At 64.8% G+C, this 20,048-nt stretch carries 22 protein-coding genes; 19 read left to right on the top strand and 3 right to left on the bottom strand.

Annotated elements, in window-relative coordinates; all coding sequences use genetic code 11:
- The 5 genes from AC1KVE_RS17305 (at position 1) to AC1KVE_RS17285 (ending at position 5,812) form a co-directional block, all read left to right on the top strand.
- Positions 1 to 1,239 (top strand): STY4528 family pathogenicity island replication protein, encoded by a 1,239-nt coding sequence (locus tag AC1KVE_RS17305; protein ID WP_003116837.1) that lies wholly within the window; start codon positions 1 to 3, stop codon positions 1,237 to 1,239.
- Between the two features lie 429 nt (positions 1,240 to 1,668).
- Positions 1,669 to 2,460 carry a PFL_4669 family integrating conjugative element protein gene (locus AC1KVE_RS17300; protein ID WP_003116836.1) on the top strand — a complete coding sequence of 264 codons (792 nt, stop codon included), beginning with the start codon at positions 1,669 to 1,671 and terminating at the stop codon, positions 2,458 to 2,460.
- Complete coding sequence (locus AC1KVE_RS17295) at positions 2,457 to 2,984, top strand: DUF3158 family protein (protein ID WP_003098978.1); 528 nt, start codon at positions 2,457 to 2,459, stop codon at positions 2,982 to 2,984. Before AC1KVE_RS17300 ends, AC1KVE_RS17295 begins: the two co-directional genes overlap by 4 nt.
- Before the next feature lie 73 nt (positions 2,985 to 3,057).
- Entirely contained in the window at positions 3,058 to 3,498 is a 441-nt protein-coding gene (locus AC1KVE_RS17290) for a single-stranded DNA-binding protein (protein WP_003098976.1), read from the top strand.
- A gap of 283 nt (positions 3,499 to 3,781) precedes the next feature.
- A complete protein-coding gene (locus AC1KVE_RS17285) occupies positions 3,782 to 5,812 on the top strand; it encodes a DNA topoisomerase III (RefSeq protein WP_003116834.1) in 2,031 nt (676 codons plus the stop codon).
- Positions 5,813 to 6,535: 723 nt separating this feature from the next.
- Here the strand turns inward: AC1KVE_RS17285 and AC1KVE_RS17280 are convergent.
- Positions 6,536 to 7,171: a cation efflux transmembrane domain-containing protein gene (locus AC1KVE_RS17280; protein ID WP_003098972.1), complete on the bottom strand. Its 636-nt coding sequence runs from the start codon at positions 7,169 to 7,171 to the stop codon at positions 6,536 to 6,538.
- A 384-nt stretch (positions 7,172 to 7,555) separates the two neighbouring features.
- Between AC1KVE_RS17280 and AC1KVE_RS17275 the strand changes: the two genes are divergently transcribed.
- Positions 7,556 to 7,792: a sterol desaturase family protein gene (locus tag AC1KVE_RS17275; protein WP_003098970.1), complete on the top strand. Its 237-nt coding sequence runs from the start codon at positions 7,556 to 7,558 to the stop codon at positions 7,790 to 7,792.
- Positions 7,793 to 7,804: 12 nt separating this feature from the next.
- On the top strand, positions 7,805 to 8,179 hold the full coding sequence (locus AC1KVE_RS17270) for a DUF3703 domain-containing protein (RefSeq protein ID WP_011516992.1): 375 nt from the start codon (positions 7,805 to 7,807) through the stop codon (positions 8,177 to 8,179).
- Between the two features lie 67 nt (positions 8,180 to 8,246).
- Here AC1KVE_RS17270 and cadR read toward each other — a convergent pair whose 3' ends face one another.
- Positions 8,247 to 8,645 (bottom strand): Cd(II)/Pb(II)-responsive transcriptional regulator, encoded by a 399-nt coding sequence (gene cadR, locus AC1KVE_RS17265; protein WP_003098965.1) that lies wholly within the window; start codon positions 8,643 to 8,645, stop codon positions 8,247 to 8,249.
- 91 nt (positions 8,646 to 8,736) lie between these two features.
- Between cadR and AC1KVE_RS17260 the strand changes: the two genes are divergently transcribed.
- The 9 genes from AC1KVE_RS17260 (at position 8,737) to AC1KVE_RS17220 (ending at position 16,944) form a co-directional block, all read left to right on the top strand.
- Positions 8,737 to 11,649 carry a heavy metal translocating P-type ATPase gene (locus tag AC1KVE_RS17260; protein WP_003098961.1) on the top strand — a complete coding sequence of 971 codons (2,913 nt, stop codon included), beginning with the start codon at positions 8,737 to 8,739 and terminating at the stop codon, positions 11,647 to 11,649.
- Positions 11,650 to 11,652: 3 nt separating this feature from the next.
- Positions 11,653 to 12,153 carry a signal peptidase II gene (gene lspA, locus AC1KVE_RS17255; RefSeq protein ID WP_003098955.1) on the top strand — a complete coding sequence of 167 codons (501 nt, stop codon included), beginning with the start codon at positions 11,653 to 11,655 and terminating at the stop codon, positions 12,151 to 12,153.
- Between the two features lie 336 nt (positions 12,154 to 12,489).
- Complete coding sequence (locus tag AC1KVE_RS17250) at positions 12,490 to 12,801, top strand: hypothetical protein (protein ID WP_003108988.1); 312 nt, start codon at positions 12,490 to 12,492, stop codon at positions 12,799 to 12,801.
- Positions 12,802 to 13,138: 337 nt separating this feature from the next.
- Positions 13,139 to 13,351: a hypothetical protein gene (locus tag AC1KVE_RS17245; protein WP_003116833.1), complete on the top strand. Its 213-nt coding sequence runs from the start codon at positions 13,139 to 13,141 to the stop codon at positions 13,349 to 13,351.
- Between the two features lie 21 nt (positions 13,352 to 13,372).
- A complete protein-coding gene (locus AC1KVE_RS17240; protein ID WP_003116832.1) occupies positions 13,373 to 13,765 on the top strand; it encodes a hypothetical protein in 393 nt (130 codons plus the stop codon).
- Positions 13,766 to 13,947: 182 nt separating this feature from the next.
- Positions 13,948 to 14,634 (top strand): hypothetical protein, encoded by a 687-nt coding sequence (locus tag AC1KVE_RS17235; RefSeq protein ID WP_003116830.1) that lies wholly within the window; start codon positions 13,948 to 13,950, stop codon positions 14,632 to 14,634.
- An 83-nt stretch (positions 14,635 to 14,717) separates the two neighbouring features.
- Positions 14,718 to 15,455 carry a DUF5983 family protein gene (locus AC1KVE_RS17230; protein ID WP_033962840.1) on the top strand — a complete coding sequence of 246 codons (738 nt, stop codon included), beginning with the start codon at positions 14,718 to 14,720 and terminating at the stop codon, positions 15,453 to 15,455.
- Between the two features lie 97 nt (positions 15,456 to 15,552).
- Positions 15,553 to 15,831: a hypothetical protein gene (locus AC1KVE_RS17225; protein ID WP_003116828.1), complete on the top strand. Its 279-nt coding sequence runs from the start codon at positions 15,553 to 15,555 to the stop codon at positions 15,829 to 15,831.
- 288 nt (positions 15,832 to 16,119) lie between these two features.
- Positions 16,120 to 16,944, top strand: a complete 825-nt coding sequence (locus tag AC1KVE_RS17220) for a hypothetical protein (RefSeq protein WP_003098941.1) — start codon at positions 16,120 to 16,122, stop codon at positions 16,942 to 16,944.
- 261 nt (positions 16,945 to 17,205) lie between these two features.
- Here the strand turns inward: AC1KVE_RS17220 and merR are convergent, their stop codons facing one another.
- Positions 17,206 to 17,613, bottom strand: coding sequence for an Hg(II)-responsive transcriptional regulator (merR, locus tag AC1KVE_RS17215; RefSeq protein WP_003098939.1), 408 nt, complete (start codon positions 17,611 to 17,613; stop codon positions 17,206 to 17,208).
- Between the two features lie 71 nt (positions 17,614 to 17,684).
- Here merR and merT point away from each other — a divergent pair, with 71 nt between their 5' ends.
- Genes merT through merA form a run of 3 tightly spaced genes read left to right on the top strand, consistent with a single transcriptional unit; the run spans position 17,685 to position 20,034 of the window.
- Positions 17,685 to 18,035, top strand: coding sequence for a mercuric ion transporter MerT (gene merT / locus AC1KVE_RS17210; protein WP_003116827.1), 351 nt, complete (start codon positions 17,685 to 17,687; stop codon positions 18,033 to 18,035).
- A gap of 12 nt (positions 18,036 to 18,047) precedes the next feature.
- Complete coding sequence (gene merP / locus AC1KVE_RS17205) at positions 18,048 to 18,335, top strand: mercury resistance system periplasmic binding protein MerP (RefSeq protein ID WP_003116826.1); 288 nt, start codon at positions 18,048 to 18,050, stop codon at positions 18,333 to 18,335.
- Positions 18,336 to 18,345: 10 nt separating this feature from the next.
- A complete protein-coding gene (merA, locus tag AC1KVE_RS17200) occupies positions 18,346 to 20,034 on the top strand; it encodes a mercury(II) reductase (protein WP_003098932.1) in 1,689 nt (562 codons plus the stop codon).
- Positions 20,035 to 20,048 lie beyond the last annotated feature (14 nt).

Raw genomic sequence — 20,048 nt, 5'->3', positions numbered from 1 at the left:
ATGGCCGTGGACGACACCGCCCCACGAGCCCAGCGCCCTGGCCCCATCGCACTCGCCGACCTGTTCGACGCTGCGCTGAAGGACCTCGCGCCCAAGTCCAGCTCTGGCGCTCCCGCGTCCCTGCCTGCTCCAACGCCCACGCCTCCTACGTCCGGCGACGCCTTCCTGTTCAGTGGCAATCGGCACGAGAGCGTGCCGCGGCGGCTGTTCCTCGACCGCCGCCTGACACCGCTGGAGCGCAACGCCTGGCAGGTGTTCCGATTGATGCTCAACGACGATGGCGTCACGGCATTTCCCACCTATGAGCAGTTGCGCCCCTGGCTGGCGTCGATGCCCTGCGCAGGCCAGGCCTCCCATGAGACCGTGGCGCGGGCGCTGACGCTGCTGCGCCTGACGCGCTGGCTGAGCCTCGTGCGACGACGGCGCGACCCCAAGACCGGTCGCATCCTCGGCAACCTCTACGTCCTGCACGACGAACCGCTGACGCCGTTCGAGGCGATGCAACTCGACGCCGACTACCTGGCCCTGGTCAGCCAGTCGCTGGGGCATTCGGCCAAGGCCGTCCAGGTGGTGGGACTCAACACCCTCCAGGAGATCGCGGACGACCCGATGCTGTCCGGACGCACCTTGCCGTCGCGGCTGCAAGTGCTCGCCGAGCGCCTGGCCGACCAGGGCATCACCGCCTCCGAAAGTTATCCACAGGAGGATGCGGTCCACGATTCCGAAGAAGGGCCCGCGAGCCTTCTTCGGAATGGCGATCGCCCATCTTCGGAATCCGAAGCAGGGCCGAAACCCGCGCCAGACGGCGCTCTTCGGAATTCGAAGCAGGACCGTACAGTACGTAGTAGTCGTATTGATGAAGTACGTACTACCGCGCAGGCGCGTGCGCTGGGCGACCTGCAATGGCCCAAGCGCTTCGCGGAACTGAAGGCGGAACAGCAGGCCGGAGCCAAGATGGCGTTGCAGCAGGTGGACGCTGCCCTGCGGCAGGCCGTGCTGGACGAATGGGCCGCACGGTGCGGCAAGCATGGCATCCGCAACCCCGCCGGTTATCTGTTCGGCATCATCCAGCGCGCCATGCGCGGCGAGTTCAATGCCTGGGCCAAGCAGACCGGCCCGGCACCGCCAACACCATCGGCGGCGCGAGCGCCACCAACCGAGCCGCCGCGCAACGTCGTGCCGCCCGAGGTGGCCCGGCAGCACATCGAGCGCCTGCGCGATCTGCTGCGCAAATCCTGAGCACAGGGCTTGTCAAAGCCGTGAAGTAGATCTCCATGGCGGTCGGCAGAAACGGTCCCCTGGGGACGGCTGTGCGGTGAAGCGCCGGGCGACGGCGCGACATGCTGCGCAAAACCTGAGTAGAGCGCATGCAAGACCATGAAGCAGACCTCCATGGCGCTCAACGGAACGGTCCCCTGGGGACGGCTGCGCGGCGAAGGATCGTGTCGAACGGCAGCGCGACGTGCGGTGCAGCACGCATACCGTCAACAACCGAGGACGGGAACGCCGATGTGAGTGCCCATCTGCGGAGCGGTCCCCAGGGGACCGTTGCGCGCTGCGCCGCCAGCGCGCACAGAACCGGGGGTCGGCTCATTTCGGTTTGTTGACTGACTGCCTTCCGCTGCATGCGGATGCTGGCGGCTCCCTGTCCACCAGCGAGCGATCACCATGGCAACCAGCAACGAACCATTGCAACTCAACCTCGGCTCCCTGCGCAGCGCGATGTCGCTGACGCTGCACACCCACCACGCCTCGCGCATCTGGCATGGCCGCGCCGCCGCCGAGGGGCGACCCGGCATCGTCGGCCTGAACGGCTACATCGCCGTGATGAACAAGATGAAGCGCGGCTCGGAGCAGGACGACCCGTACAGCGACTGGTGGATGTTGCGCATCGAGGAAAAGCTCGACCAGACCAGGACCACGTTGCAATCGCTGCGCGAGCAGGTTGACCAGGCACTGGCCGGCGTGCCTGCGGCGTTGAGCCTGGGTGAGAACCTCAACGTGCAGCCGGTGAAGCTCCCCTTGTTCGTGAACGCGCAGCTCGGCTTTGCCGCCGTCTATCTGCTGGCCGACTACGACGACATCGCCCGCAAGCTGATCCTCGCCCACCACACCGCGCTGATCGATCGCTCGACGTTGGAGCGCTGGCTCAACGAAGGTGCCCACGCGCTGCGCAGCCTGTTCAGCCTGGCCCAGCAATACCGCTACTCGGGCTGCACCCGCGACGACTTCGCGGCCAAGAACGCCGCAGCTCGGGCAGCATTGGAGAAGTTCGGCGAACTGCCGCAGGACGTGCTCGAAGGCATGCGCCGCTCGAAGTTTGCGCCGCCCGTCGTGCGCCGTGGTCTGCAACAGCGTGGTGATAGCGCTGCCGCAGCCGCATCTCCCACCGACGAAGGCGCTGCCGCCGATTCGGCCGAGGCCAAGTCCACAGCCGCCGGCGAGGACGAACCGGCATGAGCGACCCGAACCGCGAACCGCGCTACTTCCGTCGTCTGGAACAGCCAGCCTTCATGCGGCTGGAACACGCGGCCTCTCTAAAAGGCCTTTTAAAGCCTTTTAAAGGTAAAGGGGACTTCGAGGCCTGGGCCAGCCAGTGCTTCGCCATGCGCGACGAGTTGATTGCCCTGGCGCAGCGACAGGTGCTGCCACAGGCGTGCGGGCATCCCTTCCACCTGCTTCCCGTCGAGCTGGCCCAGCAGACCACTGGCGCAGGCACGACCTTTCTTCGCTGGCGCAAGCACGATCGATCGGCCATGGGCGTGGCGTTGTGGCAGGAGCTGATGGCGAGCCCCAGCACGCCGGTCAACCTGCTGCACGACCTGCACGAGATCGAACTGCAGCGCGTCATGCTGAACATGCAGATCAGCCTGCTGCACACCCTGGGCAGGCAAGCACAGGAATGCGCCAGCAAGGCCGCGCAGGCGGACAACACCTACCTGCGCCGGCTCGCGTCCGTTCCTGCCGCAGTGCGCGATCGGTGATTGCGCCTGCCATCCGAGCACGCGCCCGAGCCCAACGAGGCACGGGTATTTCAACCACCACGGAGATTCCAACATGAGCACACAATTCATCGGCGAGGGCAACATCGGATCGCCTCCCGAGTACCGCGAATTCCCCAATGGCAACGACGATCCTCGCCGGTTGCTCCGGCTGAACGTGTACTTCGACAACCCCGTCCCCACCAAGGGCGGCGAGTTCGAGGACCGCGGCGGCTTCTGGGCGCCGGTGGAACTCTGGCACCACGACGCCGACCGCTGGCAGCAGCTCTACCAGAAGGGCATGCGGGTGCTGGTCGTCGGCCGCATGGAGCGCGACCCCTGGACGGACAACGAAGATCAGCCGCGTGAGACTTGGCAGGTCAACGCGCGCAGTGTCGGCATCCTGCCGTACCGCATCGAGTCTGTGGCCCTCAGCCCGAAGCCACAGGAGGCAGAGCCGAAGCCCCAGGCCACCCAGGAATCGACGGCGCCGAAAGAGACCAAGCGCAGGAAGTGATCGGGCATGGAGGGCGGCTGCCGCAGTGCTTCGCCGCCCTCCATGCGCTGCGAATTATCCCCAGGGGATAGCTCCACCAACGTCCACCGAGTTCCACGCGCGCTCCCGGAAATCGCGGCTCTCGGCCCGCACACTTCCGGCCACGCACCTTCCCCGCACTCGCCATTTCATCGGCGTGAAAGCGGTCGCTGCCGCATGCGGCTTGTTTGCTGCTGCCAGGGGCTGCGCTCGGCATCCTCGATCCCAGCAACTCCATGAACAACAGGAATCGGGATGGACGGATATGCGGCTGTTCTTGTGCGAGAAGCCCTCCCAGGGCAAAGACATTGGCCGGATTCTCGGCGCCACGCAGCGCGGTGAAGGCTGCCTCAACGGTTCCGGCGTCACGGTCACCTGGTGCATCGGCCATCTCGTGGAGGCGGCGCCGCCCGAGGCCTACGACGAGCAGCTCAAACGATGGTCCGTTGAGCAGTTGCCCATCATTCCCCAGCACTGGCGGGTCGAGGTCAAACCGAAGACCGCCACGCAATTCAAGGTCGTCAAGGCGCTCTTGGCGAAGGCGACTCACCTGGTTATCGCCACCGATGCCGACCGCGAGGGCGAATTGATCGCCCGCGAGATCGTGGAGCTTTGCGGCTACCGCGGCCCCATCGAACGCCTGTGGCTGTCGGCGCTCAACGATGCGTCCATTCGGGCGGCACTGGGCAAGCTGCGGCCTTCGGCCGAGACGCTTTCGATGTACCACTCGGCGCTGGCGCGCTCCCGTGCGGATTGGCTCGTGGGCATGAACCTGAGCCGGCTGTTCACGGTGCTGGGGCGACAGGCGGGTTACGACGGCGTGCTGTCGGTCGGCCGCGTACAGACCCCGACGCTCAAGCTCGTTGTGGACCGCGACCGCGAGATCGCGCGCTTCGTGTCCGTACCATACTGGGCCATCGCCGTGTCCCTGTTCGCAGGCGGTTCGACTTTCGCCGCGCAATGGGTTCCACCCGATGCGTGCACCGACGACGCAGGCCGCTGCCTGCGGCAGCCGGTCGCACAGCAGACCATGCAGCAGATCCGCGCTGCGGGCAGTGCCCACGTCGTGTCGGTGGAGACTGAGCGTGTCCGCGAAGGCCCGCCGCTGCCGTTCGACCTGGGCACCTTGCAGGAAGTGTGTTCCAAGCAGCTTGGGCTGGACGTGCAGGAAACCTTGGAGATTGCCCAAGCCCTGTACGAGACGCACAAGGCCACGACGTACCCCCGCTCGGACTCCGGCTACCTGCCCGAGAGCATGTTTGCCGAAGTGCCCACCGTTCTCGACAGCCTGCTCAAGACCGATCCCTCGCTGCGCTCGATCATGGGCCAGCTCGACCGCTCGCAGCGCTCGCGCGCCTGGAACGATGGCAAGGTCACGGCGCACCACGGCATCATCCCGACGCTCGAACCGGCGAAGCTCTCCGCCATGAGCGAGAAGGAACTGGCCGTGTACAGGCTCATCCGGTCGCATTACCTGGCGCAGTTCCTCCCTCACCACGAGTTCGACCGCACTGTGGCCAAGTTTTCGTGCGGGGGGCAGAACCTGGCGGCCACGGGCAAGCAGGTTGTCATCCCGGGTTGGCGCCAGGTGCTCGCCGAGCCGCAGGCCGAAGACGGTGATGGCGAGGGCGATACTGCGGTCCGCGCCCAGGTGCTGCCCGCGCTGCCGAAACTGTATGAGGGCCTGGCATGCCAGGTGGCCGACGTCGATCTCAAGGCACTCAAGACGCTGCCGCCCAAACCGTACACGCAAGGCGAGTTGGTCAAGTCCATGAAAGGCGTCGCCAAGCTGGTGTCCGATCCCCGCCTGAAGCAGAAGCTCAAGGATACGGTTGGCATCGGCACCGAAGCGACGCGGGCCAACATCATCGGCGGCCTGATCGCTCGCGGCTACCTCGTGAAGAAGGGGCGCGCCATCCGCGCCTCGGATGCGGCTTTCACTTTGATCGATGCCGTGCCTGCGGCGATTGCCGACCCTGGCACCACCGCCGTCTGGGAACAGGCGCTCGACATGATCGAGGCCGGACAGCTCACCCTGGACGTGTTCATCGGCAAGCAGGCCGCGTGGATTTCGCAGTTGATTGCGCAGTACGGCAGCGCCTCCCTGTCCATCAAGGTTCCCCAAGGGCCGGCATGCCCGCAGTGCGGCGCACCCACGCGCCAGCGCAGCGGCAAGAGCGGCCCGTTCTGGTCGTGCAGCCGCTACCCGGACTGCAAAGGCACGCTGCCAGTCGAATCCGGCAGCTCCAAGCGCGGCGCCTCGCGCCCGCGCCGTAGCGGCCGCAAAGGCTCCTGACCGCCCCCGTTCCCCGTGAGCCGTGCCCGCCTTCGGCGGCGTGGCCCCTGTCCCGCACTCCGCCGCATGCCCTGCGGGACGCCCAGCGCGCAACGCCTTCTTGATCCGTGTGCGCGTCCCGCCCAGCCGTCCCCGGCCGCGGGACCTGAAGGTAGCTTCTCTGCGAGCCGCACCACGCGCGTTCTGTTGATCTGCGTTTCTTCCGCCCTCTGCGAAGGGTCTCCCGGTGGCTTGCCAGGCTGCACGAGCCACCGGGAGACCCTTCGTGGTCAGCGGTAATCGGTGCCGGTGCCCGCCGGTGCAAAAACGGGCTCCCTTTGTGCGCGGATGTGCGCCAGACGATGCCGGCCCCAGCCACGACATGGGCCGGGTGTGATTGCTTGATGAGCAGACGGTTCTAGCGACGACCGGGCCTGCCAATCAGCCCACGGGTGGTTCCTCTTTTCTCCCGAGCCGAAGGCCGTTGGGCCTTCGGCGCCATTCTCCTGCCCATCAACGTCCCGGCCCGGCCATTGGCCTGGGCCACACGAACAGGAGAGACGACATGCACCCTCAACCTTGCGCACCGCTGCTGTACGGCAGACGGAGGTCGAGAACGGCATGCCCGCCTATCGCGCGGCCATCGCCAATGGTACGCTCGGCTGCAGCCGAGGCCGTAGCCCAAAGGCTGGACTACCTCTTTTGCAGAGGTAAACCTCGGGATGAACTGGGCGAAAACATGCCTTATGTGCCCGCCTTACGGCGAGCTGTTTCCGATGCTTCGCGCAGGATTTCCCGCCCCCCATTCGCTGCGATTGCGGCCACGATGACGCCCAGCACCAGATCCGGGATGTTCGACCCGAACCCCATCACCAGCACCCCGGACAGCACAATCGCACCATTGACGATGGAGTCGTTGCTGGTAAAGATCGCTGACGCCTTGAAGTTCACATCTTCCCCGCGATGGCGGCGCAGTAGTCTGAGGCACACTAGGTTCAAAGCCGCGTTCAGCGCGGCCATGGCCATCATGGCTGGGCCGACAGGCTCTTCCCCTCCAGCGAAGCGGCGTAGGACTTCCAACAGCAGCAGCGCGGCCAGGCCGATTAGCAAGAAACCCGACAAGCGGGCCGCGCCCACCTTGACCGTTGCCGCACGACCGACGGCATACAGGCTAACCGCATAGACCGACGCATCGGCGAGGTTGTCCAACCCGGCGCCCATCAGCGCCGTAGAGCCAGCCCAGATGCCAAGGGCAATGCCGGCGGCGGACTGCGTCAGGTTGATCAGCAACACAGTCAGAAGAATCTTTCGGTCCTTCGCATCGCTCGCATCTAGGCGGCCCAACTCGTCGTTTTCGTGATTTCTGTGGTTTTCAGCCATGCATTGTTCCTTCCAAATCGATGGATGCTGAAGCCTGTAGCGGCTGGAGAGTCAAGGCGCAGATGCAACGAACTTGCCACAGGGTCTTCCCGGACGCCCTTGACTCTACCGTAGCTAGAAGGTTTTCCAATCCAGTCAGAGCTTTAGGACAGAACAGATGAGCACCAATGCGCCCCCTTCATTGCGACTGTCATCCGGTATGGCTGCTATCCACTGATCCGTGGCGCCACTGCGGTTGTGCTCTTCGGCGAGCTCGCGACCGGCCGGCCGTCTTTTCCGACGGAGCTACTCACAGTGATCGTCGCGCTCGCTTGTGCCGCCTTGCTAGAGGGCGGGCGGCCTTTCCACTCCCCGTTGAGCCAGTAGCGGCGTTCCAAGCTGTGGTTGGCCGTCGGCGCATGGCTCGGCTTCTTGGTCGTGCATCTGGCCTTCCAGCACTCCAATCTGGGATACCGGGTCGGGCCGTTGGGATTGTTGATCGGGGTGGCTGAAGCCCATCGCTGGCATCACAAGCGTGAGCACGAAGACGCCCAAGTCAACTACGGCGATTTCTGGATGCCCGGGGGCCACTTGTTCAGCGCTTTCCGGTCGCAAAAGCACACGCTGGGCGCCAAAGAGTGACACTCAAGAAAGATGGACTTTCCAATGGACTACGGCCCGCAGCTTGTCTATCCCTTCCGGAGCCGGCCAGCAGCGGCAAACGCTTGCGCTGCTGGCTATACGATCTTGCCCACGTCGCATTCTTGCGCGAGTCGGGCCTTGCGGCTTCTTGCGAAGCGATCGCGAGTTGCGTGGCGTGCCCATGAGTCGGGCCGCGTCGTGGCGCACTGCTACCTTGGCCTGCACCTGCACCTGCGCAGCCACGCCGCGATGCTCGGTCTGGCCTGGAGAACCCGTAAGGTGGCGGAGATTGCGGCGCGCAGGTCGTCCGGCTCGCGCTGGCTCCTGTGGGCCACGCCCTCGGTCGCACGCCGTCTCAAAACGTCAGAATCGCGCGCTTTCGCATGATGGAGCGCGGCACGTGGCTCTCAGAACTGGACCCGATCACTTCCAGCACCGATGACACGCTCGAGCTTCAGGCGGGCTCGGCCAAGCTGTTGAGAATGCCGCACTCGCGCGAGGTTCGGGCGCTATCGCAGGAGCGTCGCAGATCCATTAACTCGCGCTCCAAGGCGCGCAATTCCTTCATCTTGGTCCGCACTTGCGCGATATGAGCGTCGACCAGCGCGTTCACCTCGCCGCAGCCCAACTCTGGCCGATCCCGTAAGTTCAGCAGTTGACGGATCTCATCCAGCGTCATGTCCTTCGCCCGGCAGCGGCGGATGAACAGCAAGCGCTGCAAATGGACTTCGTCATAGAGCCTGAAGTTGCCCTCGCTACGTGCAGGCTCGGGCAGCAAGCCTTCTGACTCGTAAAAGCGCACGGTCTGCACCAAGCAATCTGCCTTCTTGCCCAGTTCACCGATCCGCATCATGGTTGCTTCCTATAAAAAACTTGACTCTATATCTACTAGAGGTTTTCTAATGATGGCATCCGGGGAAAACCTTGTCAATGAAGAGCGATCTATGAACAAAGAACCTTCCAGCCCATGCGCCTGCTCCGGCGGCAATGGCCAACAGACGGCGTGCGCCAGTGAGCAGGCCAGCACTGAAACCACCGTTTTCCACGTGAGCAACATGGATTGCCGCAATGAGGAAGCACTGGTGCGGCGAACGCTGGAGGGCATGCCCGGTGTCGAGCGGCTCCTGTTCGATCTTCCGCAGCGTTTGTTGACCATTTCGCACCGCGAAGTCTCGGCCGATGCCTTGGAGCAAGCGCTGAATTCGGTGGGCATGAAGGCTCAGGCTGTCCGAGACGCCGCCGTGTCGACCACCTACCGCATCGAGAACATGGACTGCCCGAGCGAGGAGAAACTCATCCGCTCGCACCTCGGGGCAGTCGAGGGAATTCAGGACCTCGACTTCGACCTCGCTGAGCGCACCCTGTCGGTGAAACACCTCGCTCAGGCACGCGCGCAGATGGAGCAGGTCCTGGCCTCGATCGGCATGCGCGCCAAGGAGCAGACCTTCGGCCACACGGGGCCGATCGAAGCCGCGGCTGTGATCCCATCCTCGGCCCTGCAGCAGCAACCAACCGCTGCCGTTTCCGCGCCGCCGATCGGCGAGCGGGTGACGTACCGGATCGAGAACATGGATTGCCCGACGGAAGAAGCGCTGATCCGCGACCGGCTGGGCAAGCTGCCGGGTGTGACCGCGCTCGACTTCAATCTGATGCAGCGTGTGCTGGGAGTCCAGCACACGCTGGCGACCTCAGCGCCGATCGAGAAGGCGCTTGCTTCCATTGGAATGCAGGCTGCGCGGCAGGACATGCAGACAGCCACCACGGTACTTCGCATCGCGAAGATGGACTGTCCGACCGAGGAAAGTCTGATCCGCGGCAAGCTGCAAGGCATGCCGGGCGTGCAGGGAATGGATTTCAACCTGATGCAGCGCACGCTCACGGTTCGGCACACACCCGACGCGATCAAGCCGGCAGTCGAAGCCATCGAATCGCTGGGCATGGAAGCCGAGGTCCAGAGGACTGATGAGCCGCGCGATGCCCCGGTGGCCGCGCACAAGACCAATTGGTGGCCGATGGCGGTTTCGGGCGTTGCGGCGGTGGCCGCCGAAGGCGTGTACTGGGTCAACGACGGCAATCATTGGGCCGTGATCGTGCTGGCACTGGTTTCGATCTTCACCGGCGGCCTCAGCACCTACAAGAAGGGCTGGATCGCGCTGAAGAACCTCAACCTGAACATGAACGCCCTGATGGCCATCGCGGTCACCGGCGGCATGGCGATCGGCCACTGGCCGGAGGCCGCCATGGTCATGTTCCTGTTCGCGTTGGCGGAAGTGATCGAGGCGAAGTCGCTGGACCGCGCCCGCAACGCCATTCGGGGGCTGATGGACTTGGCGCCCGAGACCGCGACCGTGCGGCAGGCCGATGGCTCATGGACAGAGCTGCCGGCCAAGGAGGTCGCAAAGGGCGCGGTGGTCCGCGTGCGTCCTGGCGAGCGCATCGCACTGGACGGCCTGATCACCTCGGGTCGATCGGCCATCAACCAGGCGCCCATCACCGGCGAGAGCCTGCCCGTCGAGAAGGCCGAAGGTGACCAGGTCTTCGCCGGAACCATCAATGAGACCGGCTCTTTCGAATACAAGGTGACCGCAGGCGCCAGCGACTCGACGCTCGCGCGCATCATCCATGCCGTGGAGTCCGCGCAGGGCAGCCGTGCGCCCACGCAGCGCTTCGTCGACCAGTTCGCCCGCGTCTACACGCCGGCGGTGTTCGCGGTGTCCGTGCTGGTTGCCGTCGTGCCGCCGCTCGCCTTCGGCGGCGCATGGTTTGACTGGGTCTACAAGGCCCTGGTACTGCTGGTGATCGCCTGCCCCTGCGCTCTGGTCATCTCCACGCCGGTCACCATCGTCAGCGGCTTGGCCGCTGCCGCCCGACGCGGCATCCTGATCAAGGGTGGCGTCTACCTGGAGGGCGGGCGCAAGCTCAAGGCGTTGGCCCTGGACAAGACCGGCACACTCACACATGGCAAGCCCGAGCAGACCGACTTCGTGCCGCTGATCGGCGAGGCGCAGGAAGTTGCCGCCTGGGCCGCAAGCCTCGCGGCACGCTCGGACCATCCTGTGTCTCAGGCCATCGCCCGCAAGGCGAACCGTGACGGCATCGCGCTGCACGAGGTCGACGACTTCGCGGCGCTGCCTGGCCGCGGCGTGCGCGGCCGCGTCGCCGGGCGCATGTTGCACATGGGCAACCACAGGCTCGCCCAGGAGCTGGGCCTGAGCGAAGCGACGCTCCAGGCTCGGCTGGAGACCCTGGAGCGCCAAGGCAAGACAGCGATCCTGCTGATGGACGATGCGACCGTGCTCGGCATTTTTGCAGTGGCCGACACCGTGAAGGAAACCAGCCGTGAGGCGGTGGCCGACCTGCAGGCGCTGGGTGTGCGCACGCTGATGCTGACGGGGGACAACCAGCACACGGCCGCGGCCATCGCTGCCCAGGTCGGAATCTCTGAAGCCCGTGGTGACCAACTGCCCGAAGACAAGCTCAAGACCATCGAAAGCCTGGTCGGCGGCGAGGGCCAGGTGGGCATGGTGGGCGACGGCATCAACGATTCGCCCGCGCTCGCCCGTGCCGACATCGGCTTCGCCATGGGCGCGGCCGGCACCGACACCGCGATCGAAACAGCCGACGTCGCCCTGATGGACGACGACCTGCGCAAGATCCCCGCCTTCATCCGGCTGTCGCGTAGCACTGCGGCGATCCTCACGCAGAACATCGTTCTGGCCCTTGGCATCAAGGCGGTGTTCCTTGCGTTGACGTTCACAGGGCATGCCACCATGTGGATGGCTGTGTTCGCTGACATGGGGGCAAGTCTTTTGGTTGTCGTCAATGGGCTGCGCCTCCTGAAGTTCAAGGCGGCATGAACAATGGATGAACCATCTCTTCGCAAGACGCAGTGGTACTCACTCGCGATCGTTATATTCGCCGGCGATCAGGCAGCTAAGAGCTACATTGACGCGACAACTCCCTTGGGTTGGTCGCACGAGGTGGCGTCATTCTTCAACCTAGTTCACGCTCTCAATCCCGGCGCGGCGTTCAGCTTCCTTGCTGGCGCGGGCGGCTGGCAGCGGTGGTTTTTTCTGGCGATCGCGTTCGCAATATCGGCATGGCTCGCATGGCTGCTCTCCCGGCCGCTGCGCAAAACGGAAGGCCTTTCGTACAGCCTCATTCTGGGCGGCGCATTGGGCAACGCGTTCGACCGCGCCACGCGCGGGCACGTTATCGACTACATCGACTTTCACCTGCACGGCTGGCACTGGCCCGCCTTCAACATCGCTGACATGGCCATCGTGGGCGGGGCGATCGCGCTGGTGGCCCAGTCGTTCATGAGCGTGGAGAACCCGGCCGCCACAAAGGAGTCCCAGTGACATTGGGACGATCCGGAAATTCGCAATGCACACGGTGCAGGACACCAATCTGAAGAGAACGGCCCCCAGCATGAGCGGCCGCGGCTTGGCCCTCATGCTAGCGCCCACCGCCGCTTTTGCTGCAACGCCCTGTTGCGATGGCGGCGATTGCTGCAACGACGTCGCAATGCCTTGCTGTGAATAAACAGCACGCAAGCCAGTTGACCTGGCAATTATGAAAGTCCATCACGGCGATGCTGGCCTTTTTCGTTCCAATGAGCCGTCACGGAGAGGTGATGATGAAGCTATGCCGGGATCCTGCAAGCTTTAGGACGGTCTTCTTTACCGCATAGCGATATGCTGATGTCACCCGTTCGCCTCGCCTGGCAAGTACAAGTAGTTCGTCGCGGTTTTCTGGCCGTGTCCGCCCGCTTCGCTGGCCCTTTTGCCCCAAACAAGCGCAATCATGCCTGCGTTACCACCAAAGTTCGCCCCCGCCAGTTGCTGTTCCTAAAGGGCATCAAGCTCAACGCCATCGCCGACCGGCCAGCGTATTTCGCATCGCTGCGTGCCCGTCGGGGCCAGCCCATCGTCATCCTCGCAGAGCTGGGACCGGACGAGGCATTCGCCCTGTGGAAGCAGCATGTACTGGGCGACAGGCCTCGCTGACCCAGTTTCGCCTCATCCTCCTGACAGCCCCGCACTTATTGCGGGGCTTTCTTTTTTCCGCGTTCGCCAATCGGGGCTGTTGCAAATGCCGATTTCCGGCTGACGCGGCTCGCCTCGCGCATGAAGCTGCCCGCATGTGTCGCTGATTCGTCAGCACCATGCCAGCAGCCAGAGTTTCCAGGCTGCCGCGGATTCTTTCCGCGCTACCCGCCAGTCCGCCATCGCATCGAGTCTGCGGACGCGCGTCACCCGTGACGCCGATGCTTTTTTCTCAACCGCGTGCGGGAGCTGCCATCCCGTGAGGGACGAGGCCCCGCTTTTTCCAAGGAGCCCGTCCATGTCCCAGCAAGCCTCTTTCGGCCAGTTGGCCTTGATCCATTGCGGCAAGTTCCTGCCGCTCGAAATCCTGCATAGCGCCGCCGGCCACTACATCGGCACGCGCGATACAGAAGGTCCCGTTTCGCGGGAATCCTGCCAGTACTTCCGCAGCTATGCCGCGGCTCAACGTGCCCTCGAAAGAGGCGGCTGGTCCCAGCTCGCCACACCCTGATCCAACTGGAGGAACCACGTCATGAACCAGCTTTTGCCCCAGGAAGTCGTCGATCAGATCATGCGGGAAGAGCAGCATTTCGCCGCCGCGCCCCAAGCCTTCTTCGAGGTCTGGAAGCGCGGCGTCGAGATCGCAGGCCCGCAATGGTTTGGCGACGGCACGCGCGAAGGCCTGAACCAGGCAAAGAGCAAGTGGGATCTGCGTCCCGACATGCTGCGTGCCAACGACGCACTCGGCGTCCTGAGCAGCGGGGAACGCATGTTCCTGTCCGCCATGTTCAGCTTCTACAACGCGCGCGAGGGCGGTGCCATGCTCAAGCGCTGCCACTTCCAAGGACTGTCGGACTTCGATGGTCTCGATCTGCAACGTCGCCAGGTGATCGCCGACCTGCTGCTGAACTACAGCGGTTGGTGAGCCGGTCCCTGGCACACCTTCATCACTGCGTTCACGGGACCCCATGAGGGACATGCGCCTCGTTCGAGGCCATGTCCCTCGCGTTTTCTCCCCGCCCAGCGCCATCCGGCATCAGGCGGTTTCCCCTGCGGATGCCATCGTCCGCAAGGGCTGGCTCCGTTCATTCATCGAAAGGAGCCTTCATGGCCAACAACTACTACGAAGCCACCGGCGTTCTCGTGCTCGACCGTGTGACGCCCGTCATCCAGGCGCTGTTCGGCGCCTTCGCGCTGGACGAGAGCCACCCCGGCAACGGGCAGGCCTACATCGCCCAGATCGCCGAGACCACCAATCCGCAATGGCCGGACGTGCTCGATGGCCTGGAAGACCTGGCCACGCAACTCGGTATTCCGATGCCGGACGACGAAGGGCTGTCGATCCCGCCGCTGCTCGAACTGCTCGCCGTGCACTTCCGTGCCGATGAGGACGAAGAGCTGGGGAACTTGATCGACCGTCATTCGTTCGAGGACACCGCCGATCTCGACGCATTGTTTCTGATCGCCACCCGGTTCGATGACGGGCACCACCTGACCGCCATCCAGTTCGAGGGCTGCTGGTACTGCAGCAAGCCGCGGCTGTTCGAGTTCGGCGGCAACGGCTGCTACCTGAGCCGCGAGGTCCGCTTCATCAGCTCCTCCTCCCAGGCCCTCCAGCTCGGCGACCAATTGCGCAAGACCATTGTGGCCGCCGACATCGAAGAGGCTTCGGCCCTGATCGCGCTGGAGACCATCAATCTGCTGGCGGGCGTCAGCGACGAGCCATTCCGCATGAATTTGCGCCGGCGCGTCGCCGAGCGATTGGCCCAAACGCCAACGATCAGCGTCACCTGACGCTGTTTCCTTTCTTTCCACCCACCGGGGTCAATTCCCGGTGGCGGGGATTTGCTCCATCATTATTCTGTTGGAGAAATCCCATGTCCCAGAATCCCAATCCCTTTCTACGCGGCTACTGGAATCTGAAAATCGTCCGCACGCTGTCCATCAGCTACGAGGACGGAAGCCCGCATGTTTGGCGAAACATCCACCCGAGCCAGCAGCACCTCTGCGACGCGGCGCTGGTTTCTTCTCCTTGCATCATCACCAGCGACTTCGCGGTGGTCAGGACTGGCACCGAACCTGTCGGCGCCGCACTGATCGCCGAATGCGACGCGGCTGAAGGGGGCAGCGGCGAAGGCATGGTGGGTGCCGTGGTGTACGCGATCCACGGCGACGACTTCGACGGCCGCCCCGTCCACATTGGCGACACCTATTCGGCCGAGGCCGCACGGGAAGTCGTGCAGCGGTTGAGCTTCGAGACCGGCTACTACAGCCGGTGCTGGGAAATCAGCAGCGCGCACATCAGCCGCGAAACCGGCCAGTACCTGGCCAACCTGGCTGACCTCGCGACGCCGGAGGCCTTTTTGTTCATCGCGTTCCGGATTCCCTACAGCCCGGCGATCGGCGTCAAGCTGATCTCCACGCCCTGGACGGACCAGCACCTGCAGGACGTCGAGGGGATCGCCGCCGAGCAGCTTCGGCAGGAGCACCGCAGCAAGGGCATGCCGGACGAGCTGGCACAGATCCTTGGACTGGCCGGCCAGGCCGACGTGCGCATCCTCATCCTCGATGCCGACGCACCCGTGTTGCCGGGCCTATCGCTGGCCGGCGAATAGCTGCCACACACATCCCCGGCCTTCCTTGTCCTCACCGCATGCCGGCCCGGTCTCCCGCCAGAGAGCCGGGCCGGCGCACTTTCACAGGAGCGATCCCATGTTCCCCGACCTCATCACACCCGCATCCGACTTCGAGCACCAACTCGGAGCCTGCGTCAACGCCATGAGCCAGGAAGATGCCATCGGCCAGATCCTGGTATTCGAGCGCATGAGCGGCACGCTGCACATGCGCCATATCGCCAGCGCCGACCTGGTGGACACCGACGTGGACGACTACGAAATGGTCGTCTTCGACGGTGGCAACACAAGCGGCGACACGTGGAAACACGTGTTCTTTCCGCGTCAGCGCGAGCACTACTTCGTGTACCAAGCCTGATTCCTCCAGCCCCTTTCGAGGGGCTTTTTCTTGCCCGCAGCACAGGAAAACGGTTGTGGTGCGGTGCCGTTTCCTGCGGGCAGGCAGACCGCCCCAGGGCCATGCTTGCCCCATGTTCGTCGGCGTTGCCGGCACATGCCCAGGCAGTCGAGACCTTCGAGGCTGCAAGCGCGGGAAACCGTGCTGGTCGTTTCTTCCTACGGACCTACCGCGTCCATCCACGCCACCCACAAGGGACCTCTCCCTTGCGGGCGGGGAATCCCTTGTTTTTCCTCAAGGAGTTTCCCCATGGATCGTTCCCTCATCAAATCCATGATGCCTTCGCTGGTCGCAGGCCATGTGCCCCGCAACGTGCGGTCGTTCAAGTACCGCGTGTTCGATGATCAGCCGCTGTCCTCAACGCTGGGCTTCGCCATCGACCCCCAACCCTTCGACGGCAAGGTGGTCGCCGCGACCGACGATGCCATCGTCGTCAAGCTCAAGCCTTCCGAGTTCGCGGTGCTCGATCCCAGCCTGGTGACCACGGTTCCTGCCGAAGGCGCCAAGGTGCATGTCCAACCCTATGCCCGTCGTCGCTTCGACGGACTGCGCGCGGACACGCCGGAGGTCATCACCGAGGAGACTTCGGACGGCACGCCGTACACCATCACGAGGCACATCCTCGGCTCGGCGCCGGCCAAGCTGCCCATTCCCACGCCGCAGTGCATGGAGTTGGGCCAGCTCATCGAGCAGTTGGAGGAGATGCCGGCCCCCGATCGCTTCCGGCGCATCACCCACATGCTGGTGGATGCCGGTGCCCGCGACTTCACCTGGGTCGATCCCACGCCCTCCAAGATCATCGAGACCCCGCCGGCGATCAGCTTCACGGTCTCGACCGCGAAGTTCGAGGGCCGGGTGACGATCCTCTACGACCGCGGCGGAGACACCTACGTGGTGGAACTGCACCGTCAGAACGGTGAATCGGTCGAACTGGTCGATCGGCACGACGAGGTGTATTTCGACATGCTCGGCGAAGTGCTGGAGAGGCTCATCGACGACGGGCGCTGGCGCCAGATCGACGTGAGCATCCTCGACGCGAAAGCGGCCCGCAAGCGCCAGGCCGTCCCGGCATGACGCCCCGCAGCGAAACCGGGCGGTCCTGCGGCTGACCCGAGGCATCCGCCACGGCGTTCCAGCCGTTCCGGCCGCGTGCACTACAGGCCCTTCATCCCATCGGATGGAGGCCTTTCTCATTCTTCCACACAGGAGATTTCATCCATGTCACTGCGATTCAAAGGCGCTGACCTGCGCCCCGTGCTGACCGAAGCCATCGCCAATCAGGGGTCGTCTCAGAAAACGGAAAAAAATCGTACGCTAAGAGCCGAAGTGGGCCCTTTAGCAGCAATGCAAAGCTGCGATCAACGGGCAGGAAACATTGCCATGGTGCGCGTTGCACTCTCTCACTAGCGTCGACAGGGCCTCTTCCATCCGCGTGAGGTCCGCCATGCGTGCGCGCACATCGGCCAGCCGGTGAGCAGCCAGTTCGGCCGCCTCGCTGCAATGGGTGCCGTCCTCCAGTTTCAGGAGCTGGCCGACTTCATCCAGGCTGAATCCCAGGCGCTGGGCTGACTTCACGAACTTCACCCGCGCCACGTCCGCCTGCCCGTAGCGGCGGATGCGACCGTAGGGCCGCTCCGGCTGGGGTAGCAAGCCCTTGAGCTGATAGAAGCGGATCGTCTCCACGTTGACCCGGGCTGCCTTGGCGAAGGCCCCGATGGTCAGATTCTCTTGAGCGTTCTCCATGGCGCTTGACTCCGTAGTTGACTACGGAAGTAACGTTACAGCATCAAGCGAAGTCCCGGAAGGAGAACCTTATGTCGGAACCCAAGAACGGCTGCGGCGCACTGGCGACCGGCGGCGTCGCGGCCGTCCTCGCCTCGGCCTGCTGCCTCGGCCCCCTTGTCCTGGTCGCGCTCGGCTTCTCTGGCGCGTGGATCGGCAACCTGACCGTGCTGGAGCCGTATCGGCCGATCTTCATCGGCGCAGCGCTCATCGCGCTGTTCTTCGCCTGGCGCAGCATCTTCCGACCAGCCCATGCCTGCAAGCCCGGCGACGTTTGCGCCGTGCCCCAAGTGCGGACTGCCTACAAGGTGATCTTCTGGATCGTGGCCGCCCTGGTTCTGGTTGCCCTCGCGTTTCCCTACGTCCTGCCGCTGTTCTACTGAAAGGAGATCACCATGAAGAAACTCACCACCCTCACCACCCTCATCGCCCTGGCCGCCGCTCTAAGCGCGCCCGCCTGGGCTGCCACCAAGACCGTCACCCTGTCGGTGCCCGGCATGACCTGCGCCGCGTGCCCGATCACGGTCAAGACGGCTCTGTCCAAGGTCGCCGGCGTCGAGAAGGCCGAAGTCAGCTTCGAGAAGCGGGAGGCCGTCGTCACCTTCGACGAGGCCAAGACCAATGCCGACGCCTTGACCAAGGCCACCGCAAACGCGGGTTACCCGTCCAGCGTCAAGCAGTGAGGGCGTAATCATGGCCGAGGCGATCACCCTCCACATCGAAGGCATGACCTGCACGTCGTGCGCCGAGCACGTCCAGCAGGCTTTGACGAACGTGCCCGGCGTGCGCGCGGCCTCGGTGTCCTATCCGCAGCGGCAGGCCGAAATCGAGGCGGATGCAGGCGTGAGCGTGGCCCCGCTGGTTGCCGCAGTGGCCACGCTCGGCTATCGCGCACGGCTTACCGACACGCCGAACAAGCCTGCCGGCCTGCTAGACAAGGCGCTGGGCTGGCTCGGTGGCGAAACGAAGCATGTTGGCGGTGAACAAGCGCTGCACGTGGCTGTGATAGGCAGCGGCGGCGCGGCGATGGCGGCTGCCTTGAAGGCCGTGGAGCAAGGCGCCCGCGTCACGCTGATCGAGCGCGGCACCATCGGCGGCACCTGCGTCAATGTCGGCTGCGTGCCGTCCAAGATCATGATCCGCGCCGCGCACATCGTCCACCTGCGCCGCGAAAGCCCGTTCGATGCTGGCCTGCCGGCCGCAGCGCCCGCTGTACTGCGCGAGCGGCTGCTGGCCCAGCAACAAGGCCGCGTCGAGGAGCTGCGCCATGCCAAGTACGAAGGCATCCTGGCAAGCACTCCGGCCATCACCGTGCTGCGCGGCGAGGCCCGGTTCAGGGACACGCGCACGCTGACCGTGGCGACCGCTGACGGCGGCACGCACGAGGTGAACTTCGACCGCTGCCTGATTGCCACCGGCGCGAGCCCGGCGCTTCCGCCAATCCCGGGCCTTGCGGACACACCCCACTGGACCTCCACCGAGGCGCTGGAAAGCAGCTCGCTCCCCGAGCGGCTGGCCGTGATTGGTTCCTCCGTGGTGGCGGTCGAGTTGGCGCAAGCCTTCGCCCGGCTGGGCAGCCAGGTCACGATCCTGGCGCGCAGCACGCTGTTCTTCCGAGAAGACCCGGCCATCGGGGAAGCCGTAACAGACGCCTTCCGCGCCGAGGGCATCGAGGTGCTGGACCACACCCAGGCGAGCCACGTTGCCTATGCGGGCGGGGAATTCGTGCTCACCACCGGGCAGGGGGAAGTGCGCGCCGACAAGCTGCTGGTCGCCACCGGTCGCGCGCCGAACACGCGCAGCCTGAACCTTGAAGCGGCAGGCGTCGAAGTCAATGCGCAGGGAGCCATCGTCATCGACCGCGCCATGCGCACGAGCGCACCGCACATCTTTGCTGCCGGCGACTGCACCGACCAGCCGCAGTTCGTCTATGTGGCGGCGGCGGCCGGCACGCGCGCCGCGATCAACATGACCGGCGGCGACGCGGCGCTGGACCTGACGGCGATGCCGGCGGTGGTGTTCACCGATCCGCAGGTGGCGACCGTGGGCTACAGCGAGGCGGAAGCGCACCACGACGGCATCGAGACCGACAGCCGGCTGCTGACGCTCGACAACGTGCCGAGGGCGCTCGCCAACTTCGACACGCGCGGCTTCATCAAGCTGGTGGCGGAAGCTGGCTCAGGGCGGCTGATCGGCGTACAGGCGGTCGCGCCGGAAGCGGGCGAACTGATCCAGACGGCCGCGCTGGCGATCCGCCACCGGATGACCGTGCAGGAGCTGGCCGACCAGTTGTTCCCCTACCTGACCATGGTCGAGGGACTGAAGCTCGCGGCGCAGACCTTCAACAAGGACGTGAAGCAACTGTCCTGTTGCGCCGGATGAGGAAAAGGGAGGTG

The organism is Xanthomonas sp. NCPPB 2864 (genome assembly GCF_056675615.1).
The sequence above is the reverse complement of the archived record's forward strand: the minus strand, read 5'-3'. Positions and strand labels throughout refer to the sequence as shown.

Bases quoted from the DNA above. Each gene is read 5' to 3' on its own strand.
- AC1KVE_RS17305 (WP_003116837.1), top strand. From the start codon at position 1: ATGGCCGTGGACGACACCGCCCCACGAGCCCAGCGCCCTGGCCCCATC.
- AC1KVE_RS17300 (WP_003116836.1), top strand. From the start codon at position 1,669: ATGGCAACCAGCAACGAACCATTGCAACTCAACCTCGGCTCCCTGCGC.
- AC1KVE_RS17295 (WP_003098978.1), top strand. From the start codon at position 2,457: ATGAGCGACCCGAACCGCGAACCGCGCTACTTCCGTCGTCTGGAACAG.
- AC1KVE_RS17290 (WP_003098976.1), top strand. From the start codon at position 3,058: ATGAGCACACAATTCATCGGCGAGGGCAACATCGGATCGCCTCCCGAG.
- AC1KVE_RS17285 (WP_003116834.1), top strand. From the start codon at position 3,782: ATGCGGCTGTTCTTGTGCGAGAAGCCCTCCCAGGGCAAAGACATTGGC.
- AC1KVE_RS17280 (WP_003098972.1), bottom strand. From the start codon at position 7,171: ATGGCTGAAAACCACAGAAATCACGAAAACGACGAGTTGGGCCGCCTA.
- AC1KVE_RS17270 (WP_011516992.1), top strand. From the start codon at position 7,805: ATGGACTTTCCAATGGACTACGGCCCGCAGCTTGTCTATCCCTTCCGG.
- cadR (WP_003098965.1), bottom strand. From the start codon at position 8,645: ATGATGCGGATCGGTGAACTGGGCAAGAAGGCAGATTGCTTGGTGCAG.
- AC1KVE_RS17260 (WP_003098961.1), top strand. From the start codon at position 8,737: ATGAACAAAGAACCTTCCAGCCCATGCGCCTGCTCCGGCGGCAATGGC.
- lspA (WP_003098955.1), top strand. From the start codon at position 11,653: ATGGATGAACCATCTCTTCGCAAGACGCAGTGGTACTCACTCGCGATC.
- AC1KVE_RS17250 (WP_003108988.1), top strand. From the start codon at position 12,490: ATGCTGATGTCACCCGTTCGCCTCGCCTGGCAAGTACAAGTAGTTCGT.
- AC1KVE_RS17245 (WP_003116833.1), top strand. From the start codon at position 13,139: ATGTCCCAGCAAGCCTCTTTCGGCCAGTTGGCCTTGATCCATTGCGGC.
- AC1KVE_RS17240 (WP_003116832.1), top strand. From the start codon at position 13,373: ATGAACCAGCTTTTGCCCCAGGAAGTCGTCGATCAGATCATGCGGGAA.
- AC1KVE_RS17235 (WP_003116830.1), top strand. From the start codon at position 13,948: ATGGCCAACAACTACTACGAAGCCACCGGCGTTCTCGTGCTCGACCGT.
- AC1KVE_RS17230 (WP_033962840.1), top strand. From the start codon at position 14,718: ATGTCCCAGAATCCCAATCCCTTTCTACGCGGCTACTGGAATCTGAAA.
- AC1KVE_RS17225 (WP_003116828.1), top strand. From the start codon at position 15,553: ATGTTCCCCGACCTCATCACACCCGCATCCGACTTCGAGCACCAACTC.
- AC1KVE_RS17220 (WP_003098941.1), top strand. From the start codon at position 16,120: ATGGATCGTTCCCTCATCAAATCCATGATGCCTTCGCTGGTCGCAGGC.
- merR (WP_003098939.1), bottom strand. From the start codon at position 17,613: ATGGAGAACGCTCAAGAGAATCTGACCATCGGGGCCTTCGCCAAGGCA.
- merT (WP_003116827.1), top strand. From the start codon at position 17,685: ATGTCGGAACCCAAGAACGGCTGCGGCGCACTGGCGACCGGCGGCGTC.
- merP (WP_003116826.1), top strand. From the start codon at position 18,048: ATGAAGAAACTCACCACCCTCACCACCCTCATCGCCCTGGCCGCCGCT.
- merA (WP_003098932.1), top strand. From the start codon at position 18,346: ATGGCCGAGGCGATCACCCTCCACATCGAAGGCATGACCTGCACGTCG.